Below are 17,789 nucleotides of genomic sequence, written 5' to 3'. Positions count from 1 at the left end.
ATGCTGCCCTACCGCAGCAAGGTGTGGGCCCGCATATGCTTGCTACTGCAGCGCCGAGGTCAGGCGCATGACGTTGTCCACGTAGCGGCGCAGCAGGCCGCGCTCGTTCCACTCCTCGAGGGTGAGCTCGTGGCAGACCTTCTTGTAATTCCTGGCCAGCTGGGTGAAATTCTCGATGAGGTCGCCCTTGGCCACCAGCATCGTTGATTCATAGTTGAGGCCGAAGGAACGCATGTCCATGTTGGAGGAACCAAACATGCACAGTGGATCGCGCTCCGGAAGATTCGGGTCCGCCAGGATGAACTTGGAGTGCAGCACGAAGGGCTCGGGGAATTGGAAGATCCGCACGCCAGCCTCTAAAAGCGCTTGGTAGTAGGAGGACTGCGCGTGGTTGACCATGAACTGGTCCGCCTTCGCTGAAACCAGGAGCTCCACCTCAACGTCGCGGTAGCACGCGGTGGTGACCGCTTCCAAGAGGGACTCGTCCGGAATGAAGTAGGGCGAGCAAAGGATGAGCCTTTCTTTGGCGTGGTGCACCACCGAATTGAACATGCGCAGGTTGGGCTCCGTGGTGTAGCCGGGGCCAGAGGGGACCAACTGGAGGTGGTTGGAGTCCGCGGTCATGGCGTCGTCATAGGGCTGCATGTCCAAGGACAGCTGTTCCTCGGATTCCAGGTACCAATCCACCGCGAACACCGAGGCCAAAGACGTCACCACAGGGCCGGTCATCTCGACCATGTAGTCGATCCATGCGCGGTCCTTCGTCTTGTATTCGCGCTTAATCATGTTCATCGAGCCCAAGAAACCCGTGTGGCCGTCAATGACCACGATCTTGCGGTGATTGCGCAGGTCCGGGCGGCGGAAGCGGCCCTTGTGCAGCTGCAGCGGAAGCATGAGCCGCCAATCGACGTCAATCTCGGTAAGGCGCTTGCCCAGCGTGAAGTAACCCTTGTACTTCAGGCTGCCGATCTGATCCAGCAGCAGCTTGACCTCCACGCCGCGCTGGCGGGCACGGGCGAGGGATTGGAAGAAGACATCGGTCACCTCATCCCAGGACTGGATGTAGATTTCAATGAGCACGTATTTCTCAGCGCGGTCCACGGCCCGCGCCATGGCCAGGATGGCCTCCTCATAGGAGGCGTGCAAGCCCTTGTTATGCCCAATCAGAGCCGGGTGCCCGGTGAGGTTGCGGTTGAGCTGGATGAGGGATTCCACCTCCGGGGAGAGGCGGCCCGAGGGGTGGTTGGGGGTGGAGGCGGTGACGTCGTTAAGCAGCGCGTTGGCCTCTTGCTGGATGCGGTGGCGCCGGCGGTTGATATAGGGCGAGCCCATGAGCAAGAACAGGGGCAGGCCCACGATCGGCAGCACCAGAATGGCCAGCAGCCAAGCGGTGGAGCTAGACGGGCGGCGGCCTTCGGGGACCACGCCGATGGCGATGATTTTGATGCCGTAGTCAATGATCAGCAGCACAAGCTGCCAGACGGAGAGATCGATGTTGAGGTTCATGGCAGGCTAGCGCACCGACGCGAAATCGGGGACATCGAAATCCGCGATCAGTGGCACGTGGTCGGAGGTCTTGTCGCCGGCGCGCTCAACCATGTCCACCTGGGCACCTTGGACCAGACGTGCAAGCGGCTCGCTGGCCAGCTGGAAATCGATGCGCATGCCCTCGTTTTTCTGGAAGCGCAAGGACTTGTAATCAAAGTAGGTCCAGCGGTCTTCCTCGGTGAAGCGGCGTGTGACCTCCTCAAGCCCGGCTTCCTCCAACATCTGGAAGGCCGCGCGCTCCGGTTCGGTGACGTGCGTTTTGCCGCGGAAAAGGGACATATCCCAGACGTCCTCATCGCGCGGCGCAATGTTGAAGTCACCCGTGAGCAAGAGTTTCGACTGCGCCCGAGTCTCCGCATAGCGCGCCAAAGAGTAGAGGAAGTCCAGCTTGTAGTCGAAGTGGCGGTCCGTGATCTCGCGTCCGTTGGGAACGTAGAGGGACCAGATCTCAATCCCGCGGATGCGGGCCGATACCGCCCGAGCCTCGCGCGCTTGCTCCTTGGCGGGGTCCTTGTGGAACCCCGGCTGACCGGGGAAGAAGGTCTGGACCTCCTCCGGCTCCTCCTTAGACACAATGGCCACGCCATTCCACTGGTTCAGCCCGTGGCAGGTGACGTGGTAGCCGGCCTCCTCAAAAGGCTCGCGGGGGAACTTCGCATCCGCCACCTTGGTTTCTTGCAGGCAGAGCACGTCGATGTCGTGCTTTGCCAGAAGATCCACCGCGCGCTGCGGGCGGGTGCGAACGGAGTTGATGTTCCACGAAGCTATGCGCATGTAGTTTAGGGTACTTGAGGCAGGCGGCGGGCGTAACGGTGGCGGTGCTGCTCTAAGAAGCCGAGCTTCTCATAGAGCCGAATGCCTGCCGTATTGTGCGCTACGACCTGCAGGTAGGCCTTCTCCGCGCCCTGTGCCTTGCCCCAGGCCAGCATGTGCGCGCCCAGCGCGGTGCCCAGGCCCTTGCGGCGCCAGCCTTCGGCCACCTCCACGGCGGAGTAACCCAGCCACACGGTGCCGTCCCCGGATTCGGTGAGCGTGCCGCGCGTAATAGCGATAGTTTCGCCCGCAGGGGAGAGGAGACGTCCGAAGCCCATCGTGCCCTCGATGTGGCTGCGTAGGTACTCCAGTGCCAGCGGTGGCAGAGCTTGGCCGCGGAAGTGGTAGAGGTTGAGCCACTCGGAATCGGGCTGCTCATCGATGGCGAAGTGGACGTCGGAAAGCACGGGCAGCTCATCCAGGTCTCGGACCATCACCAGGATTTCCGGTTCGAGCTCCCACGCTTCGGGCTGCGCCGCCACGAGCTTCTCAGCAGACTTGCCGATGCGCTCCGGGATGGCCAAGCACACCGGAAGATCGTGGCGCGCATAGTAGGCTTCAATCTCATCGAAAGGCACCGGCAGGAAACCCGCAGAAGGTCCCAGCGGCACCGCCGAATTGGAGCGGCCCGTCACGCCATCGCCCGCGCGCATGAGCCACTGGCCATCGGAGGTCCACGTGTGCTCCTTGCCCGGGAAGGCGGCTGCGGTGGCCACCTCCACGGCGCGGATATCGGAATTGCGCACCGTGCGCGGGGAGAGGCGCTTAATAATCTTGAGCTGCTCCGGCGGAATCTCTACTGCGTCGAGTGAAGACGGGTAGCCGCCCACCTCCTGTGGACGGATGACCAGCGGATCTACGCTGAGCACGTGGCCGATGACATCGCTGTGCACGCCGCCGAAATCGCGCCGGGCCACCACGCGCTCGCCCACCTGGACGGCATCGGAGCGGAAGATGCGGGACATTAGTCCTCGTGCCCGAAGGGGTCTTCGTCCTCGCCCGGCAGCCAGGTAAGCCCGGCTTCGGTCCAGCCGTTGCGCTTAATGGCCTTCTTGGCCTGGCGCTTGTAGCGGCCGGTAAGCACGTCGGTGTAAACGAAGCCGTCGAGGTGGCCGGTTTCGTGCTGCAGCATGCGCGCGAAGAAGCCATAGCCCTCGATGGAGATGTCCTCGCCCTTTTCATTCTTGCCGGTCACGCGGGCCCAGTCGGCGCGGCCGGTGGGGAAGCCCTCGCCCGGAACGGAGAGGCAGCCTTCGTCTTCGGAGCCGTCGTCAGCCGGCATGGTTTCCGGAATCTCGGAGGTCTCCAGCACCGGGTTGATCACGCAGCCGCGCCGCATGCCGCCTTCGGGAAGCTCGGTGCCATCTGGCCCGTCGGTGTCGGGGCAGTGGTAGACAAAGAGGCGCTTGTTCACGCCGATCTGGTTTGCGGCTAGACCGACCCCGTGCGCGGCATCCATGGTTTCGTGCATGTCTGCGATGAGCTCCTGCAGCTCGGGGGAGTCGATGGGCTCGGTGACCGGATCGGTGGGGTTGTGGAGGACCGGGTCGCCGTGGATAACGATGGGACGAATAGTCATGGAATACAGTTTAAGCATGCATTCCCTGTCAGACCTAGACGCCGCGATTTTGGAGTTCGAGTCCCACGCCCCGCGCGATATCGGCGCGAAGGAGGAGGCCATCCGCACGCAGCTGGACATTACTCCGGTGCGCTATCACCAGCGCCTCAATGTGCTGCTCGACAACCCCGCCGCGCACGCCTCCTACCCGCTGCTGGTCACCCGTTTGCGCCGGCTTCGCGACGCCCGCGAGGACATCCGGCGCGCCGCACGCGACAATGCGCCGGACTAGGGCCCACAGATACTAGAGTGACCAATGTGACTAATGTGAATCCGGAAAACTCTGCCTCGTCCGCTGACCGCGCGCGCCACGCCGCCGAGTCCGACTCGGCCGCCGCCCCGGCCTCCGCTAGCAAGCTCCCGCTGCGTGGTGTCGCTATGGTGCTCATCGCCGTGGCCGTCATGCTCGGCATGTGGGCTCTCTACGCCATGACCTCGGATAGCTCCGAGGACACCGCCCAGGACGCGCCCGCCAACGACGCCGCCGTGTCCGGACCCGCCACCGGTGGCGCCGAGGGCGACGCCCATACCGGCGGCGCTGCGGGCGAAGCCGACAAGAATAAGGACGCCGACGAGAACGAGCGCCCGGCTGATGCCGACGCTGACTCGGAGAACGCTGCTGAGGCCGGCGCTGAGCATGGTGAGAACGCCGAGGCCGGTGCACCCGCAGGCAATGCCGATCGCCCGCAGGCGGAGATCCCCGTCAACGTTTACAACAACTCCGGCCGCGTCAACTACGCCGCCGATGAGGCTGAGCGCCTCAAGCGCGAAAAGTTTAAGGTCGCCGAGGTAGGAAACATCAGCGATGAGGTCCTCGTCGCACCGAAGACCACCATCTTCTTCCCGCAGGGTGATGCCGCGGCCGAGAACCTGGCCAAGGAAGTCGCCGCCCAGTACTACGGCGGCAACGTTCCGGCGGAAGCCATCGCGCCGTACCCGGCCGAGCTGACCGGGGATTACACCAAGGGCGATGCCGTCGTCGTGGTCCTCGCCGTTCCCCAAGCCTAGGGAATAAAAACTTATTAAATTCACCCTGTTGGTGGATAGGATGAATGGGTGAATATTCCGGAAGAGAACTTCGCCCGTTCGCCCGAGCCCACGCTGGGTGTCGAGTGGGAAGTTGCCCTCGTTGACCCCGTGACCTGGGATCTCGTGCCGCGCGGCGCCGAGCTTATCGACGTTGTCCGCGCCTCCCACCCCTCCGTGCACCTGGAAAAGGAATTCCTCCAAAACACGGTGGAGCTGGTAACCGGGGTGTGCCGGACGGTGCCGGAGGCGATGGGGGACCTTCGGGCGTCGCTCAGCGCAGTGCGTGAGGCGGCCGATTCCATGGACGTGCGCCTGTGGGCCTCGGGTGGGCACCCCTTCACGGACTTCCGGAAGAACCCCGTCTCCGCGAAGGAGAGCTATTCCGAAATCATCAACCGCACCCAGTACTGGGGCCAGCAGATGCTGCTGTGGGGCACGCACGTGCACGTCGGCATCAGCCACGAGGAACGCGTGTGGCCCATCATTAATGCGCTGATGACGAAGTACCCTCACCTGCTGGCCATCTCCGCGTGCTCGCCGGGGTGGGAAGGGCTCGATACCGGCTATGCCTCCAACCGCACGATGCTCTACCAACAGCTGCCCACTGCGGGCATGCCCTACCAGTTTGAGAACTGGGAGCAGTGGAAATCCTACATGCGGGACCAGGCGATTTCGGGTGTCATCAACCACACGGGATCGATGCACTTTGATGTTCGCCCGGCCTCCAAGTGGGGCACGGTGGAGGTGCGCATTTCCGACGCCGCCTCCAACCTTCGCGAGCTCTCCGCCATTGTGGCGCTGACGCACTGCCTGGTGGTGCACTATGACCGCATGATCGATGCGGGGGAGAAGCTGCCGACCCTCCAGCCGTGGCACGTGGCGGAGAATAAGTGGCGCGGTGCGCGCTATGGCATGGACGCGCTGGTCATCACCTCACGCGAGACCGATGAGCGCTGGCTCAAGGATGAGCTGACGGATCTCTTAGTGGAGCTGGCCCCGCTGTCCGAGGAGCTGGGCTGTGCCCGGGAGCTGCAGCTGGTGCAGGAAATCATCGATTCCGGGGCGGGCTATGAGCGCCAGCGCCGCCTGTACGAGGAAACCGGCAGCTGGCAGAAGGTGGTCAAGGCCACCGCGGATGAGATGGAGCAGCTCTTGCCGCTCTAGCCTGAGTACCGAACGATCAATCAAGGCCCGGAAACTGATGGTTTTCCGGGCCTTACTTGATCGAAACGTCCTTTTGGGAAGCTGCCTCGCCTCGACGAGGACGTTTCGATCAAATAGTGCGCTAAAACGGGCGGGTTTTGCCCCCTTATTTGATCGAAACGTCCCCTAGCTCTCCGCCACCGCGCGCTTGCGTGGCGCGACGAATCCCCACACCGCGTAGACGGCGATGAAGACAACGCAGGACAGCGTCCACAGCGAGGTCGCCCACGGCTGGAAGGACTCGATCGCATCGAGATTGGCCGTGGACATGGTGAACCACACCGGCACCGACATAAACGGCAGCGACACCACGAACAGCGCCGCCACGGAGGCGAGGCCGGCTAGCTGCTCGCCGAACTTACCGGACAGGCGCGCGCTGAGCGCCTGGTTGACCGATACGAAGACCATGACCACGAAGGGGATGGTCCACACGAAGTGGTGATACCACGAGAAGGGGGAGACCAAGCAGGTGCTCAGTCCCGTCAACGCGAAAGCCGCCGAGCGGTTGCCACGCAGGTATGCGGTGCGCAGCGCCAGGCAGGTCAGCACAAAGACCACGATGACCGCCAGGATCCACCAGATGCCGCCGTCCACGCCGAGCACGCGGTACATAAGCGAGCGCAGCGACTTCGCCCCCGGGTTGGCATGCTCGCCCACGCGGGAAGAATTGAACATGGCATCTGTCCAAAAAACCATCGCATCAGGCACGAAGAGGAAACCGAGCACCACGGTCACCAAGAAGGTGATGACCGCTCCCAGGGCTGCCCACCAGCGCTTCTCAAAGAGCAAAGCCAACCCCATATAAGCCGGGGTCAGCTTGATTCCCGCGGCCAAGCCGATGCCAACGCCCGGCAGGCGGCGCTTGAGCGGCAGGAAATCTAGGGCCACGAGCAGCATCAAGAATACGTTGACCTGCCCGTAGTACAGCGAGCCGTGCATCGCCTCATTCGCCGGGGTCAGGGCGGTGAGCAGCACCGCTACCAGGACGGCCGCCGGGGTCACCTTCATGCCCCGCTCACGGAAGATCATGATGATGATCGCCAACACCGCCAGGAACATGAGCGAGGGCCACATAAAGGTCAGCGCACCCTTGCTGAAGAAGGGCAAAACCTTGAACAGCAAACCCGCAAAGGGCGGGTACGTGAAGGGAAACTCGAAGATATAGGGGGCGTCGTAAAGCAGGCCGCCCGCGTTGAGGTCTTCGCCCGCCATGCGGTAGATGGAGAGGTCGAAGGGGAGGATATTGATGAAGGCATGGGGCCCATCGAACTGGCTGAACTTGTACGCCATCACGGCGATGCACAGCGCGAGGACAGCGCATATCGTTGGTACGCCTTGCAGCTTCTTCACGTCGACTCTCCTCGGATGACCACCAATTATTGCCTTTTGCAGCTTATATTAATTCCCCTTCATTTCCTGGGAGAAGGCGCCCGTGTCCCTACTTTCGGCGCATGGAGCGCGCGGCAGGGGCCTCATTGCGCAGCATTGACTCCGGCGGGCCGTACAGGCCCTCACGGCGGGCGATACGCGTGGTTCTTTGTGCAGTCACCGGGCTGGTAATCATGGCGAAAAGGACGAGCAGCACCAGGATACCCAAGTCGCCGCGCTCAGCCACGCTGAAGCTCTCCGAACCCGTCACCTTGATGATGGCACCCAAAATCGTGAAGATGAGCCCGGTAGTTTGAGGTTTGGCAATGGCGTGGACGCGCGCCATCGTGTCCTTAAAACGCGCCACTCCAATCGCGGCCGCCAAGGTGAGTATTGAGCCAAGGAGGATGAGGATGATGGAGAGGATATCGGCAACTACTGCGTAACTCATGAGTCCCTCTTCCTAAAGCGAGTAACGGAGACCGTCGAAATGAATCCGAGGAGCGCCACCACCAACATCGCGTTGGAGACCGTCGTGTCCAGCGTCCAACAGATATAGGTGGCCAGGGCGCATTGGAACATGGCCACGAGCCCGTCCATGGCGATGAGCCGGTCGAGCGAGTTGGGCCCGATGACGATGCGCCACGTGGTGATGAGGAAGGCCACCACGAGGAAGCCTGCGGCCACGGTGAGCAGGATGCTATACACGTCAGTATCCATCAGGGGTGGCTCCTTTCGAAGATGGCAATCATATCGGCCTCCAGCTTGCGCACCGCCGCGATCTCACGCTCCAGGTGGGCTTCAGAATCGGCGTCGAGCAGGTGGATGGTGAGCATGCGGTTCGCAATGTCGATATCAGACACGGTGCCGCCCGGCTGCAGGTTGTACAGGCTGACCGCCAGCGCCAGAACAAACTCATTCTCCAAGCGCATCGGGAGCCTGACAATCGCCGTCTTGGGCACCTCCTGCGGGCGCACCGCCAGCCAGCCCACCTTGACGGAAGCTTCCATCAGCTCCACAAACCACTGCACCATAAAGATGAAAAGTTTGCCCCAGCTCACCGAAATCCCCGCCACGGGCATCGCCGGCAGCGGCAGCGCGAAGACGATAAACAGGCTGGCTATCAGCCCGCCCACCAGGTTCGCCACGGTGACTTCACCCATGAGCATGCACCACATGACGATGATCCACACCATGAACCACGGGCGGAAACGGTGCTTAATTCCGGAGAATCTCATCGGGACACCTCCTCTTCTTCTTTATCCACGGAGGTGGGCAATGTGGGCGTGGCGCTTGGCGACGTCCTCGTTGTCGGCGCCACCGGCTCCGGATCCGGGAGGGGCTCGCTGCGGTTCTTCCGCGAATCGGCGCCCTCCTCGTAGCGTTCGGCGGGGTCCAAGTGCCGCGTTGGGTCCTCGGCGGAATCTCCCAGTACCGCGTAGCGGTAAATGGAGTCATCCTGCGCGGACGTCGCCGCGCGGGTGGTGACACCGGAGATCGGGCCGGCGAGGAAGGTCATCGATACCGACGCGATGACGAGCAGGGACGTGGAGGCCAGCATGCCGAAGGGCACGCGACCGACATCGGCGCGCTCCTCCAATTCGACGTACTCGGTGACCTCCCCGAGCGGGGAGGGCCGCGCCATGGCGAGGTTGCCTTCGGGGGCATCCCTGCGGTCACGCAGGAAGCCCTTGGTCCACACGAGGATCATGACGTAAAGGGTCAGCAGTGAGGTGACCACCGCGCCGCCGATGAGCACCCACGACATCCAGGAACCCTCGTTCGCGCCGGCCTGGATCAACATGATCTTGCCCAGGAAGCCGGAGAAGGGCGGGATGCCGCCCAGGTTCATGGCCGGGATGAAGTACAAAATGGCGATGAGTGGCGCGGAATAAATCAGCGAGCCCAAGCGCCGCAGCGAGGATGTGCCGGCTTGGCGCTCGATGAGACCTACCACCAGGAAGAGTGCGGTCTGCACCAGAATGTGGTGCACGGCGTAGAAGATGGCGCCCGACAAGCCCTGCGCGGTACCGAGGGCAACGCCGAAGACCATGTAACCGATGTGGCTGACCAAGGTGAAGGACAGCAAGCGCTTGATATCCGATTGCGCGATGGCGCCCAAGATACCCACGAGCATCGTGGCCAGTGCGACCCACATGAGCAGGCCGTCGAGCCCGCCGCCGGTGAAGATGGAGGTACGCGCGCGGATGATGGCGTAGACACCGACCTTGGTGAGCAGGCCCGCGAAGACCGCGGTAACGAGCGAGGGCGCGGTGGGGTAGGAGTCCGGCAACCAGGCATCGAGCGGGAAGATGGCCGCTTTGATGCCGAAGGCGATGAGCAACACGGAGAAGACCGCGGAGCGGGTACCGGCCGGGATGTCCTCCATCCGGAGGCCGATCTGGGCCATGTTCATCGTGCCCACCGCGGCGTACACATAGGCCAAGGCCAGCACGAAGATGAGCGAGGAAGCCATGGAGACCATGACGTAGCCCACGCCCGCCCGCACGCGCGCAGGCGATGCGCCGAGGGTCAACAGCACGTAGGAAGACACGAGGAAGATCTCGAAGCCTACGTAGAGGTTGAACAAGTCACCGGCCAGGAAGGACACGTTCACGCCCATGGTCAGCAACATGTAGTTAGGCAGGAATACCGCCACCGGTTCGTCCTTGGTGCCGTCGCGCACGCCCTGCGAGATGGCGTACCACATGACGGAGAACAGGACGACGGAGGAGGTAAAGAGCATGACCGTGGACAAACGGTCCGCCACGAGCGTGATACCCACCGGGGCGTCCCAGCCGCCCACCTGGAGGGTCTGGATGCCGGTGGTATCCGCGATGAAGATCAGTGCGGCGTTGACCGCGGCCAGCGTGAGCAGGGAGAAGAAGGCGATGCGGCGCTGCGCATGAGCATTGCGCGCAAAGAGCATCGCCAGCGCGGCCGCCAGGGCGGGGATGATGATCGGAAGGGGGATCAGAAAGCTGACGTAGGGCAGCAGCAGGTTCACCAGGGGTGAGATAGTTTCACTCATCGGTGGCCTCCTTCACGGGAGCCTCGAAGAACTCGGGGCCAAACTTATCGCCTTCCTTAGTGGTGCGGCCGGTGGTCGGATCATTGGAGGCGTCGTGGTCGGGGGCGGCCGAGGCATTGCCCGGGCGCGAGGCAATCGCCGCGATGGCGGTGTCCTCGGTGTCATCCTCAATCACGTCCGCGGTGCGGTAGCGGTATTGGCGGTAGGCCAAGGTGAGGATGAAGCCGGTCAGCGCCATCGAAATGACGATCGCGGTGAGGATCATCGCCTGGGCCAGCGGATCGGCGATTTCTTCGCCATAAGGCAGGGAGGTCCGGCCGTCGATAGGCGGCGAGCCCGCCTTGCCGCCGGCCATGAGCACGAAGAGGTTCGCGCCATTGCCCAGCAACAAGATGCCGAGCAGCATCTTGGTCATCGCGCGGTCCAGCAACAAGTAGGCCCCGGCGCCGCAGAGCACGCCCGCAGCGAGCAGGAGCATGAGGTTGGCATCCATTAGGCGTGTCCTTTCTCTGCGGTGGCAGCTTTTTCTTTCTCTTTTTCTTTCTCTTTTTCTTTCGTGCGGCGTGCCAAGGAGCGAGCGCGGTCGCGGGCGCGTTGCTTACGCATCTCTTCTTCCTCATCGAGCTTGGCGCCCAAGGAGGACAGGACGTAGAGTGTGAGGCCGACGACGATGAGGTAGACGCCGGCGTCGAAAATCAGCGCCGAAGGCAGGGACACATCACCGATGAGTGGCACGCCGACCTTCGTGTACCCGGTGGTCAGCGGCGGGTAGCCCAAGAGCATCGGGGTGATGACTGCGCTGAGGGAGAGCAGCAGGCCGACCGCCATGGTGCGGCCGCCGTCGAGAGGCAGCGCCTCATCGAGCTCCGCGCGCCCGCCGGCCAGGTAGCGCAGAATCAGCGCCAAGGCCGCCACGAGGCCGCCGGCAAAACCGCCGCCGGGGGCGTTGTGGCCGCCGAAGAAGAAGTAGAGGGAGAGCACCATCATCGAGGGGAAGAGGATGCGGGTGCTCACGTCCACCATGAGCGAGCGGTTGAGCGCCTTCTCCGATTCCACACCCGCGGCCAGCCAGCGGCGGCCGGTGACCTGCAAAGTCGGGCGGCGGGAGGAGCGGGTGAAGCTCTGCGTGCGGTAGATCAGTGAGGCGATTCCCGTCGCCGCGATGATGAGCACCGTGATTTCGCCGAAGGTATCCCACGCGCGCAGGTCCACGAGCAAGACGTTGACCGTGTTGGCGCCGTGGCCGATCTCCTTGGCCAATTCCGGCATGTACTGCGAGATGGGTTCCTCGCGCCGGGCGTTGATGGCGAACATGCCCACCACGGTGACGGCCAGGCCCACGCCCACCGCCAGCCACGCGCGCAGGCGGCCGGATTTGGGGTCCTGCTTCCACTCGGTATTCGCCGGCATGCGGCGCAGCACCAGCATGAAGAGCACCATGATGATGGTCTCCACGAGGAGCTGCGTCAGCGCCAAGTCCGGGGCACCGTGAAGCGCGAAGATGAAGGACAAGGCGTAGCCGGTCACGCCCACCAGGATGACGCCGGAGAGGCGGTTATTCAGCACCGTGGCGGCGACAGCGGCGATGATGATGATCGCCGCGGCGATAGCCTGCCAGGGGTTCTCAGCAACGATCATGTGCACGTTGGTGATATCGCCGTTGATGAGCATGACGATGGGCAGCACCATGAGCGTGGCAAAGATGACCGTGAGGTTGAACTGCAGCGAACCGCGCTGCGTGGAGGCGGTGATGCGCAGAGAGAGTTGGCGCAGGGTGTTGATGACGGCGTCGTAGGAGTCGTCGGCCGAGCCCAAGGCCGGGTAGGTGAACTGGGCCTTCGTGAGTGTCTGGCGCTGCCAGTGCAAGAGAGAACCGGCCACGATGATGAGCACGGAGAGCAGCAACGGGATGGTGAAGCCATGCCACAGCGCTAGTTCGGAGGTCTGCTCCGCCCCAAATGTGTTGTCTAGGTGCTGCGTGATGCCGTGGGACAAAGGCAGCGGCAGCAGACCAAAGAAGATGGTCAGCAGAGTCAGCGCCGTCGGAGGAACCCAGAGGAAGGGGCCGATGTGGTGCATATTCGCTACTGCCTCAGAGGGCTCCTCCTGCCCCTTCGAGGAGAACGCACCCCATAGGAAGCGCAGCGCATAGGCCATGGTCAGCGCGGAGCCGACGACGACGGTTACGAGCAGCATGTTGCGTGGCATGCCGACCAAGAGCTCCTCGTGCATGATCGCCTCGAGCGTGGCCTCCTTGGACACAAAGCCCAGCAGCGGCGGGATACCGGCCATCGACATCGCGGGGAGGATGGCCAGGATGTACAGCGCGGGTTTCTTCTTGCCCAGGCCTGCCAGCTTGTCGATGTCCCTCGTGCCCGCCGAGTGGTCAATGGCGCCGACGATCATGAAGAGCGCTGCTTTGAAGAGGGAGTGCGCAAAGGTCAGCGCCAGGCCTGCCTGCATGGCCTCGCGGGAGCCGATGGCGATGATGGCGGTGATAAAACCCAGCTGCGAGACGGTGCCGTAGGCCAGAACCAGCTTTAGGTCACGCTGCTTGAGCGCCATCCAGCCGCCGAGCAGCATGGTGAAGGCACCCAAGGGGATGACCACGAGGTGCCAGGTGGGGATGTCATGCACCGAGGGTGCTAGGCGTGCGACGAGGTAGATGCCGGCCTTCACCATTGCTGCGGAGTGTAGGTAGGCAGAGACCGGGGTCGGCGCGGCCATGGCGCCGGGCAGCCAAAAGTGGGCGGGGGCGATGGCGGATTTGGAGAGCGCACCGCAGAGAATCAACACGATGGCCACGGTGAGGAAAGGCGTGTTGGCCAGATCCTCGGTGGCGGCGATATCGCTGAAGGACCACGCACCGGTCTGGCGGCCGAGGAGGGTAATGCCCACGAGCATGGCCAGGCCGCCGAGGACGGTGACCATGAGTGCCTGCTGCGCTGATCGCCGGGATGAGGCGCGCTCGCCGTAATAGCTCACCAGGAGGAAGGAGAGCAGGGAGGTGATTTCCCAGAAGACGTAGAGCAGCAGGAAATTATCGGAAATGACCAGGCCATACATGGCCGTGGCAAAGCCCACCATCTGGCTACCGAAGAGGGCAAGGCGGCGCCGGGAGTGGTCGAAATAACCCCAGCAATACAGCAAGACCAGCGCGCCCACACCCAAAATGATGAGGCTGAACAGCGCGGAAAGCGCGTCCATGCGCAGGTTAATCGTTAGGTGCGCGGCGGGCATCCAGTTGAGGTCGTATGCCAGCTGGTTGCCGTCGCGCAGTGTTCCGGTGGTGAGCTGTTGGAGCACCCAGAAGAATCCCACCGCGGGCACGACGGCAAGGAGGCCGAAGGCGCGGCGGCCGAGATAGAAAAGGAGGAATGGAGCGACGATGGTAGTAAGTACCAAGGCGCTGAAGAGAGTGAGCACGAGGTTGCGGTGGCGTCCTTTCCTTGTCGGGGACTGGGCAAACCCCACCGCAGCGGCGGGCGTTCACTAGTGCTCACGATACAGTCTGAAATCCCAATTTTCACATTTTCGTTTCATACAGTTATATCTGTGTCTCCTGTTGGCGTTCCGCCACGTCGTCACCAACGCATCCAGGAGTAAGCGAGCCCGCGCCCGGCGGATGGCTCTGCCGGGCGGGATAGTGCCGCTTAAGCGAAACGCTGGAGGAAGAGGGCCTCAGCGATCGCAATGTTCTCAATCTCAGTCGGGTCGACCGACTCGTTAGCGGAGTGGATGGTGCACTGCGGCTCCTCGACACCAAAGAGCGCAATTTCCGCGTTCGGGTGCTTCTCCTGCAGCTCCACGGTCAGCGGGATGGAGCCGCCCATGCCCTGGGTGATGGTCTCGGAACCGTAGGCCTCTCCCAGGCACTCACCGAGCAGGGCGACGGCTGGCTTGGACGGATCGGTTTCGAAGCCCAGGTTGGCCTCCAGGATGGTGACCTCGATGTGTGCGCCCCACGGGACGTGCTTTTTTAGGTGCTCGGCCACGGCCTCCGCGGTGGTGCGGGGATCCATGGTGGCGGGGGTGCGCAGGTTGATGTTGGCCTCGGCGGTAGCGGGCACGGCATTGACGGCCTCGGCCACCGGGGTGGAGGTAAAGCCGGTCACGGTCACGGCGGGGCGGGCCCAAATCATATCCGCGATGGCGGTGGCACCGGCCGGATCCTTCGCGCCCATGACCTCGGTGCCCTCAAGCATCTGCGCGTCGGCGCGGAAGTTCTCCTCGCGGTAGGCGGTGTCCTGGCCCTCGGCCAGCGGCCAGGAACCCGCACAATCGACGCCGTCGATAGTCGTGCGGCCGTACTCATCCGTTAAGGAATCCAGCGCACGCATGAGGGCCTTGACGGCGTCGGGAGTCGCGCCGCCGAACTGGCCGGAGTGCACAGCAGAGTTGAGGGTGGAGACCTTGACGTTGATCTGGGAGCCGCCGCGCAGGGAGGTGGTCAAAGTCGGCACGCCTGCCTTGGCGTTGCCGGCGTCGGCGATGAGGATGGCGTCGGCGGCGAAGAGCTCCGGGCGCTCCTCGATGAGCGCGGACAGGCCCTCGCCGCCGCGTTCCTCAGAGCCCTCGATGAGCACGGTGAGGTTGAGATCGGTTCCACCGTGAGCATCGAGCGCGCGCAGCGCGGCGAGGTGCATGGCCACGTTGCCCTTGCAGTCCGCGGCGCCGCGGCCGTACCAGCGGCCCTCGCGCTCAGTCAGGGTGAAAGGATCGGAGTCCCACGCGTCGGGGTTTCCGGCAGGAACCACGTCGTAGTGCGAGTACAGCAGCACCGTCTTCGCGCCCTCCTTGCCGGGGCGCTTGGCGACGATCGCCGTGGAACCATCAGCGGTGGTGATGGCTTCGGGGGTGAAGTTGGCGTCGACAAGCGCGGCCTGAACCCACTCGGCAGCCTTCGCGGGCTGGTCCTCGAGGCCCGGCTCGTTGTGGACGGAATTGAAGGAGACGAGCTCCTTGAGTTGCTGGAAAATGGTATCGCGGTCGTTGCTGACAAACTCAGAAATGTTGCTCATGCCCTCCAACCTACTCGCATCCTCGAATCGGCCTGCCGAGCGTTAGGTAGTAATATATTCATGGTTCTAGTCCAAATTCTTTTAGAAAGGACCTGACATGGCGACTACCACCGCCGAAGGTTCCCAGTCCACGGTCCGCGAGCTTACGCTCCGGGGCATCATCATTGGTGGGCTCATCACTCTCATTTTTACCGCCGCCAACGTGTATCTGGGCCTCAAAGTGGGTCTGACGTTTGCCACGTCCATTCCCGCTGCCGTGATTTCTATGGCGGTGCTGCGCCGCTTCGCCGGGCACAACGTCAAAGAGAACAACATTGTGCAAACCATCGCGTCGGCAGCCGGCACTCTGTCCGCCATCATCTTCGTGCTCCCCGGCCTGGTCATGGTGGGCTACTGGCAGGGCTTCTCCTTCATCGATACCGCCGCTGTCTGCGCCATCGGTGGCGTGCTCGGCGTGATGTACTCCATCCCGCTGCGCCGTGCGCTGGTGACGGGCTCCGATCTGCCCTACCCGGAGGGCGTGGCCGCGGCCGAGGTTCTCAAGGTGGGCGATAGCTCCGGCGAGGACGGCGAGGCCGCGCACGAGGAAAACGCGAAGGGCCTGCGCGTCATCGTCTTCGGTGGCATCCTTTCCGCCGTCATGGCTTTGCTTGCCGCGATGAAGGCTGCGGCCTCTGAGGTGGCCACCTATTTCAAGCTGGGCTCGGGTGCGACGACTCTCGGCACCTCCCTGTCCCTGGCGTTGGTCGGTGTGGGCCACCTCGTGGGCTTGGCGGTGGGTATTGCCATGCTCGTCGGCGTGGTCATTTCCTACCTCATCCTGCTTCCCATCCTCACCGGTGGGGAGGCACTGAGTGACCCGGCCACGATCATGGACACCGTCGACACGGTCTTCTCCGACAGGATCCGCTTCATCGGCGTGGGCACCATGGCCATCGCCGCTATTTGGACGCTGATTAAGATTTCCGGTCCGATTATCAAGGGCATGGCTGAGTCCTTCGCGTCCTCCCGTAACCGCAAGGACGGCCACCAGGTGGCGGTGGAGGAGCGCGATATTCCGGCACCGTATGTCGTTGGCACCATCCTTCTGCTCATGGTTCCGATTGGACTGCTGCTGTGGAACTTCGTGCGCGGCACCGACATCCATGAGCACATGGGCGTGCTCATCACCGTGTCCGTGCTCTTCACTCTGCTTGTGGGCCTCGTTATCGCGTCGGTCTGCGGCTACATGGCTGGCCTTATTGGTGCGTCCAACTCGCCGATCTCATCTATCGGCATCATCGCGGTCATCGCCGCCGCATTGCTGATTGCCGCCGTGACGCGCGGTACGGAAGCGGAGCCGCTCTCGCTGGTGGCCTACACGCTGTTTACCGCGGCCATCGTCTTCGGTATCGCGACCATTTCCAATGACAACTTGCAGGACCTCAAGACCGGTCAGCTGGTTGGCGCGACGCCGTGGAAGCAGCAGGTAGCGCTCATCATCGGTGTCCTCTTCGGCTCCATGGTGATTCCACCGATTCTGCAGGTCATGCTCACCGGCTTTGGCTTTCAGGGCATGGAGGGTGCCGGTGAGGACGCACTGGCTGCACCGCAGGCCGCGCTGATGTCCTCGGTGGCATCCGGTATTTTTGATAACTCGCTGCCGTGGGATCTCATCGGCCTGGGCGCGGCGATCGGCGCCGTCATCATCATCGTCGACGAGTGCCTGCGTCACTTCACCGACAAGTACTCCCTGTCCCCGCTGGCGGTGGGCATGGGCATGTACCTGCCAGCGGCCATCACGATTGTGGTGCCGATTGGCGCCATCTTGGGTGCCTTCTACAACCGCTGGGCGGCGCGCCAGTCCAAGCCGGACTTTGCTAAGCGCATGGGCACGCTGCTGGCCACCGGCCTCATCGTCGGTGAGTCCCTCTTCGGCGTGGTCAACGCTGGCATTATCGCGGCGTCGGGCGGCGAGTCCCCGCTGGAGATCTTCGAGGGCGGAACCGCTGCCAAGATCGTCGGCGTCATCCTCTTCGTCGGCGGCATTGCTGCGGCGTACAAGTGGACGGCGAAGAAGGCCGAGGCTTAAGCGGAGCTAGGGTTTTGGTTTAGCGGACGGTTCGATCTAGCGGGCGGTGCGAAAGCACCGCCCGTTCGCTTATAGCGTTCGTGTTGA

At 63.2% G+C, this 17,789-nt stretch carries 16 protein-coding genes; 4 read left to right on the top strand and 12 right to left on the bottom strand.

Translation table 11 applies throughout. The features are described from left to right. Positions 1-42 precede the first annotated feature (42 nt). From HMPREF2912_RS01905 to HMPREF2912_RS01890, 4 genes are read right to left on the bottom strand one after another with little or no spacing between them, the layout of a single operon-like run. A complete protein-coding gene (locus tag HMPREF2912_RS01905) occupies positions 43-1,506 on the bottom strand; it encodes a phospholipase D-like domain-containing protein (RefSeq protein WP_070683113.1) in 1,464 nt (487 codons plus the stop codon). A gap of 6 nt (positions 1,507-1,512) precedes the next feature. Continuing rightward, positions 1,513-2,322, bottom strand: coding sequence for an exodeoxyribonuclease III (locus HMPREF2912_RS01900; protein WP_070683112.1), 810 nt, complete (start codon positions 2,320-2,322; stop codon positions 1,513-1,515). Between the two features lie 5 nt (positions 2,323-2,327). After that, complete coding sequence (locus HMPREF2912_RS01895; RefSeq protein ID WP_070562437.1) at positions 2,328-3,326, bottom strand: N-acetylglutamate synthase, CG3035 family; 999 nt, start codon at positions 3,324-3,326, stop codon at positions 2,328-2,330. Continuing rightward, positions 3,326-3,940 (bottom strand): peptide deformylase, encoded by a 615-nt coding sequence (locus HMPREF2912_RS01890; protein ID WP_070562492.1) that lies wholly within the window; start codon positions 3,938-3,940, stop codon positions 3,326-3,328. The genes HMPREF2912_RS01895 and HMPREF2912_RS01890 overlap by 1 nt, the downstream gene beginning before the upstream one ends. Positions 3,941-3,956: 16 nt before the next feature. On the opposite strand from HMPREF2912_RS01890, the gene HMPREF2912_RS01885 reads away from it, so the two are divergent. From HMPREF2912_RS01885 to HMPREF2912_RS01875, 3 genes are read left to right on the top strand one after another with little or no spacing between them, the layout of a single operon-like run. Further along, complete coding sequence (locus HMPREF2912_RS01885) at positions 3,957-4,211, top strand: DUF3263 domain-containing protein (RefSeq protein ID WP_070522640.1); 255 nt, start codon at positions 3,957-3,959, stop codon at positions 4,209-4,211. A gap of 26 nt (positions 4,212-4,237) precedes the next feature. After that, a complete protein-coding gene (locus HMPREF2912_RS01880; protein WP_070562489.1) occupies positions 4,238-4,987 on the top strand; it encodes a LytR C-terminal domain-containing protein in 750 nt (249 codons plus the stop codon). 48 nt (positions 4,988-5,035) lie between these two features. Beyond that, positions 5,036-6,172 (top strand): glutamate--cysteine ligase, encoded by a 1,137-nt coding sequence (locus HMPREF2912_RS01875; RefSeq protein WP_070683111.1) that lies wholly within the window; start codon positions 5,036-5,038, stop codon positions 6,170-6,172. A 165-nt stretch (positions 6,173-6,337) separates the two neighbouring features. Here the strand turns inward: HMPREF2912_RS01875 and HMPREF2912_RS01870 are convergent, their stop codons facing one another. The 8 genes from HMPREF2912_RS01870 to HMPREF2912_RS01835 all read right to left on the bottom strand — a co-directional run bounded on the left by HMPREF2912_RS01870 (position 6,338) and on the right by HMPREF2912_RS01835 (position 15,631). Next, positions 6,338-7,561, bottom strand: a complete 1,224-nt coding sequence (locus tag HMPREF2912_RS01870) for a glycosyltransferase 87 family protein (protein WP_070683110.1) — start codon at positions 7,559-7,561, stop codon at positions 6,338-6,340. Positions 7,562-7,649: 88 nt separating this feature from the next. After that, the gene (locus HMPREF2912_RS01865; RefSeq protein WP_070522648.1) at positions 7,650-8,030 is read right to left on the bottom strand and encodes a monovalent cation/H(+) antiporter subunit G; all 381 of its coding nucleotides are present in this window, start codon (positions 8,028-8,030) and stop codon (positions 7,650-7,652) included. Continuing rightward, positions 8,027-8,299, bottom strand: a complete 273-nt coding sequence (locus HMPREF2912_RS01860; RefSeq protein WP_070683109.1) for a monovalent cation/H+ antiporter complex subunit F — start codon at positions 8,297-8,299, stop codon at positions 8,027-8,029. The genes HMPREF2912_RS01865 and HMPREF2912_RS01860 overlap by 4 nt, the downstream gene beginning before the upstream one ends. Then, positions 8,299-8,817 (bottom strand): Na+/H+ antiporter subunit E, encoded by a 519-nt coding sequence (locus tag HMPREF2912_RS01855; protein WP_070683108.1) that lies wholly within the window; start codon positions 8,815-8,817, stop codon positions 8,299-8,301. Before HMPREF2912_RS01855 ends, HMPREF2912_RS01860 begins: the two co-directional genes overlap by 1 nt. After that, positions 8,814-10,610 (bottom strand): Na+/H+ antiporter subunit D, encoded by a 1,797-nt coding sequence (locus HMPREF2912_RS01850; RefSeq protein WP_070683107.1) that lies wholly within the window; start codon positions 10,608-10,610, stop codon positions 8,814-8,816. The genes HMPREF2912_RS01855 and HMPREF2912_RS01850 overlap by 4 nt, the downstream gene beginning before the upstream one ends. Then, the gene (locus HMPREF2912_RS01845) at positions 10,603-11,103 is read right to left on the bottom strand and encodes a Na(+)/H(+) antiporter subunit C (RefSeq protein ID WP_070532196.1); all 501 of its coding nucleotides are present in this window, start codon (positions 11,101-11,103) and stop codon (positions 10,603-10,605) included. Before HMPREF2912_RS01845 ends, HMPREF2912_RS01850 begins: the two co-directional genes overlap by 8 nt. Beyond that, entirely contained in the window at positions 11,103-14,036 is a 2,934-nt protein-coding gene (locus HMPREF2912_RS01840) for a Na+/H+ antiporter subunit A (protein ID WP_070683106.1), read from the bottom strand. Before HMPREF2912_RS01840 ends, HMPREF2912_RS01845 begins: the two co-directional genes overlap by 1 nt. 227 nt (positions 14,037-14,263) lie before the next feature. Next, positions 14,264-15,631: a dipeptidase gene (locus HMPREF2912_RS01835; protein WP_070683105.1), complete on the bottom strand. Its 1,368-nt coding sequence runs from the start codon at positions 15,629-15,631 to the stop codon at positions 14,264-14,266. A 97-nt stretch (positions 15,632-15,728) separates the two neighbouring features. On the opposite strand from HMPREF2912_RS01835, the gene HMPREF2912_RS01830 reads away from it, so the two are divergent. Beyond that, entirely contained in the window at positions 15,729-17,702 is a 1,974-nt protein-coding gene (locus HMPREF2912_RS01830; protein ID WP_070683104.1) for an OPT family oligopeptide transporter, read from the top strand. Positions 17,703-17,789 lie beyond the last annotated feature (87 nt).

Source organism: Corynebacterium sp. HMSC056E09, assembly GCF_001813425.1.
In the GTDB taxonomy this organism is placed as follows: domain Bacteria; phylum Actinomycetota; class Actinomycetes; order Mycobacteriales; family Mycobacteriaceae; genus Corynebacterium; species Corynebacterium hesseae.
The sequence above is the reverse complement of the archived record's forward strand: the minus strand, read 5'-3'. Positions and strand labels throughout refer to the sequence as shown.

What these genes read in the sequence shown, in the direction of transcription:
- HMPREF2912_RS01855 (WP_070683108.1), bottom strand. Translation starts at nt 8,817, where the DNA reads ATGAGATTCTCCGGAATTAAGCACCGTTTCCGCCCGTGGTTCATGGTG.
- HMPREF2912_RS01895 (WP_070562437.1), bottom strand. Translation starts at nt 3,326, where the DNA reads ATGTCCCGCATCTTCCGCTCCGATGCCGTCCAGGTGGGCGAGCGCGTG.
- HMPREF2912_RS01900 (WP_070683112.1), bottom strand. Translation starts at nt 2,322, where the DNA reads ATGCGCATAGCTTCGTGGAACATCAACTCCGTTCGCACCCGCCCGCAG.
- HMPREF2912_RS01860 (WP_070683109.1), bottom strand. Translation starts at nt 8,299, where the DNA reads ATGGATACTGACGTGTATAGCATCCTGCTCACCGTGGCCGCAGGCTTC.
- HMPREF2912_RS01905 (WP_070683113.1), bottom strand. Translation starts at nt 1,506, where the DNA reads ATGAACCTCAACATCGATCTCTCCGTCTGGCAGCTTGTGCTGCTGATC.
- HMPREF2912_RS01835 (WP_070683105.1), bottom strand. Translation starts at nt 15,631, where the DNA reads ATGAGCAACATTTCTGAGTTTGTCAGCAACGACCGCGATACCATTTTC.
- HMPREF2912_RS01885 (WP_070522640.1), top strand. Translation starts at nt 3,957, where the DNA reads ATGCATTCCCTGTCAGACCTAGACGCCGCGATTTTGGAGTTCGAGTCC.
- HMPREF2912_RS01850 (WP_070683107.1), bottom strand. Translation starts at nt 10,610, where the DNA reads ATGAGTGAAACTATCTCACCCCTGGTGAACCTGCTGCTGCCCTACGTC.
- HMPREF2912_RS01830 (WP_070683104.1), top strand. Translation starts at nt 15,729, where the DNA reads ATGGCGACTACCACCGCCGAAGGTTCCCAGTCCACGGTCCGCGAGCTT.
- HMPREF2912_RS01890 (WP_070562492.1), bottom strand. Translation starts at nt 3,940, where the DNA reads ATGACTATTCGTCCCATCGTTATCCACGGCGACCCGGTCCTCCACAAC.
- HMPREF2912_RS01865 (WP_070522648.1), bottom strand. Translation starts at nt 8,030, where the DNA reads ATGAGTTACGCAGTAGTTGCCGATATCCTCTCCATCATCCTCATCCTC.
- HMPREF2912_RS01845 (WP_070532196.1), bottom strand. Translation starts at nt 11,103, where the DNA reads ATGGATGCCAACCTCATGCTCCTGCTCGCTGCGGGCGTGCTCTGCGGC.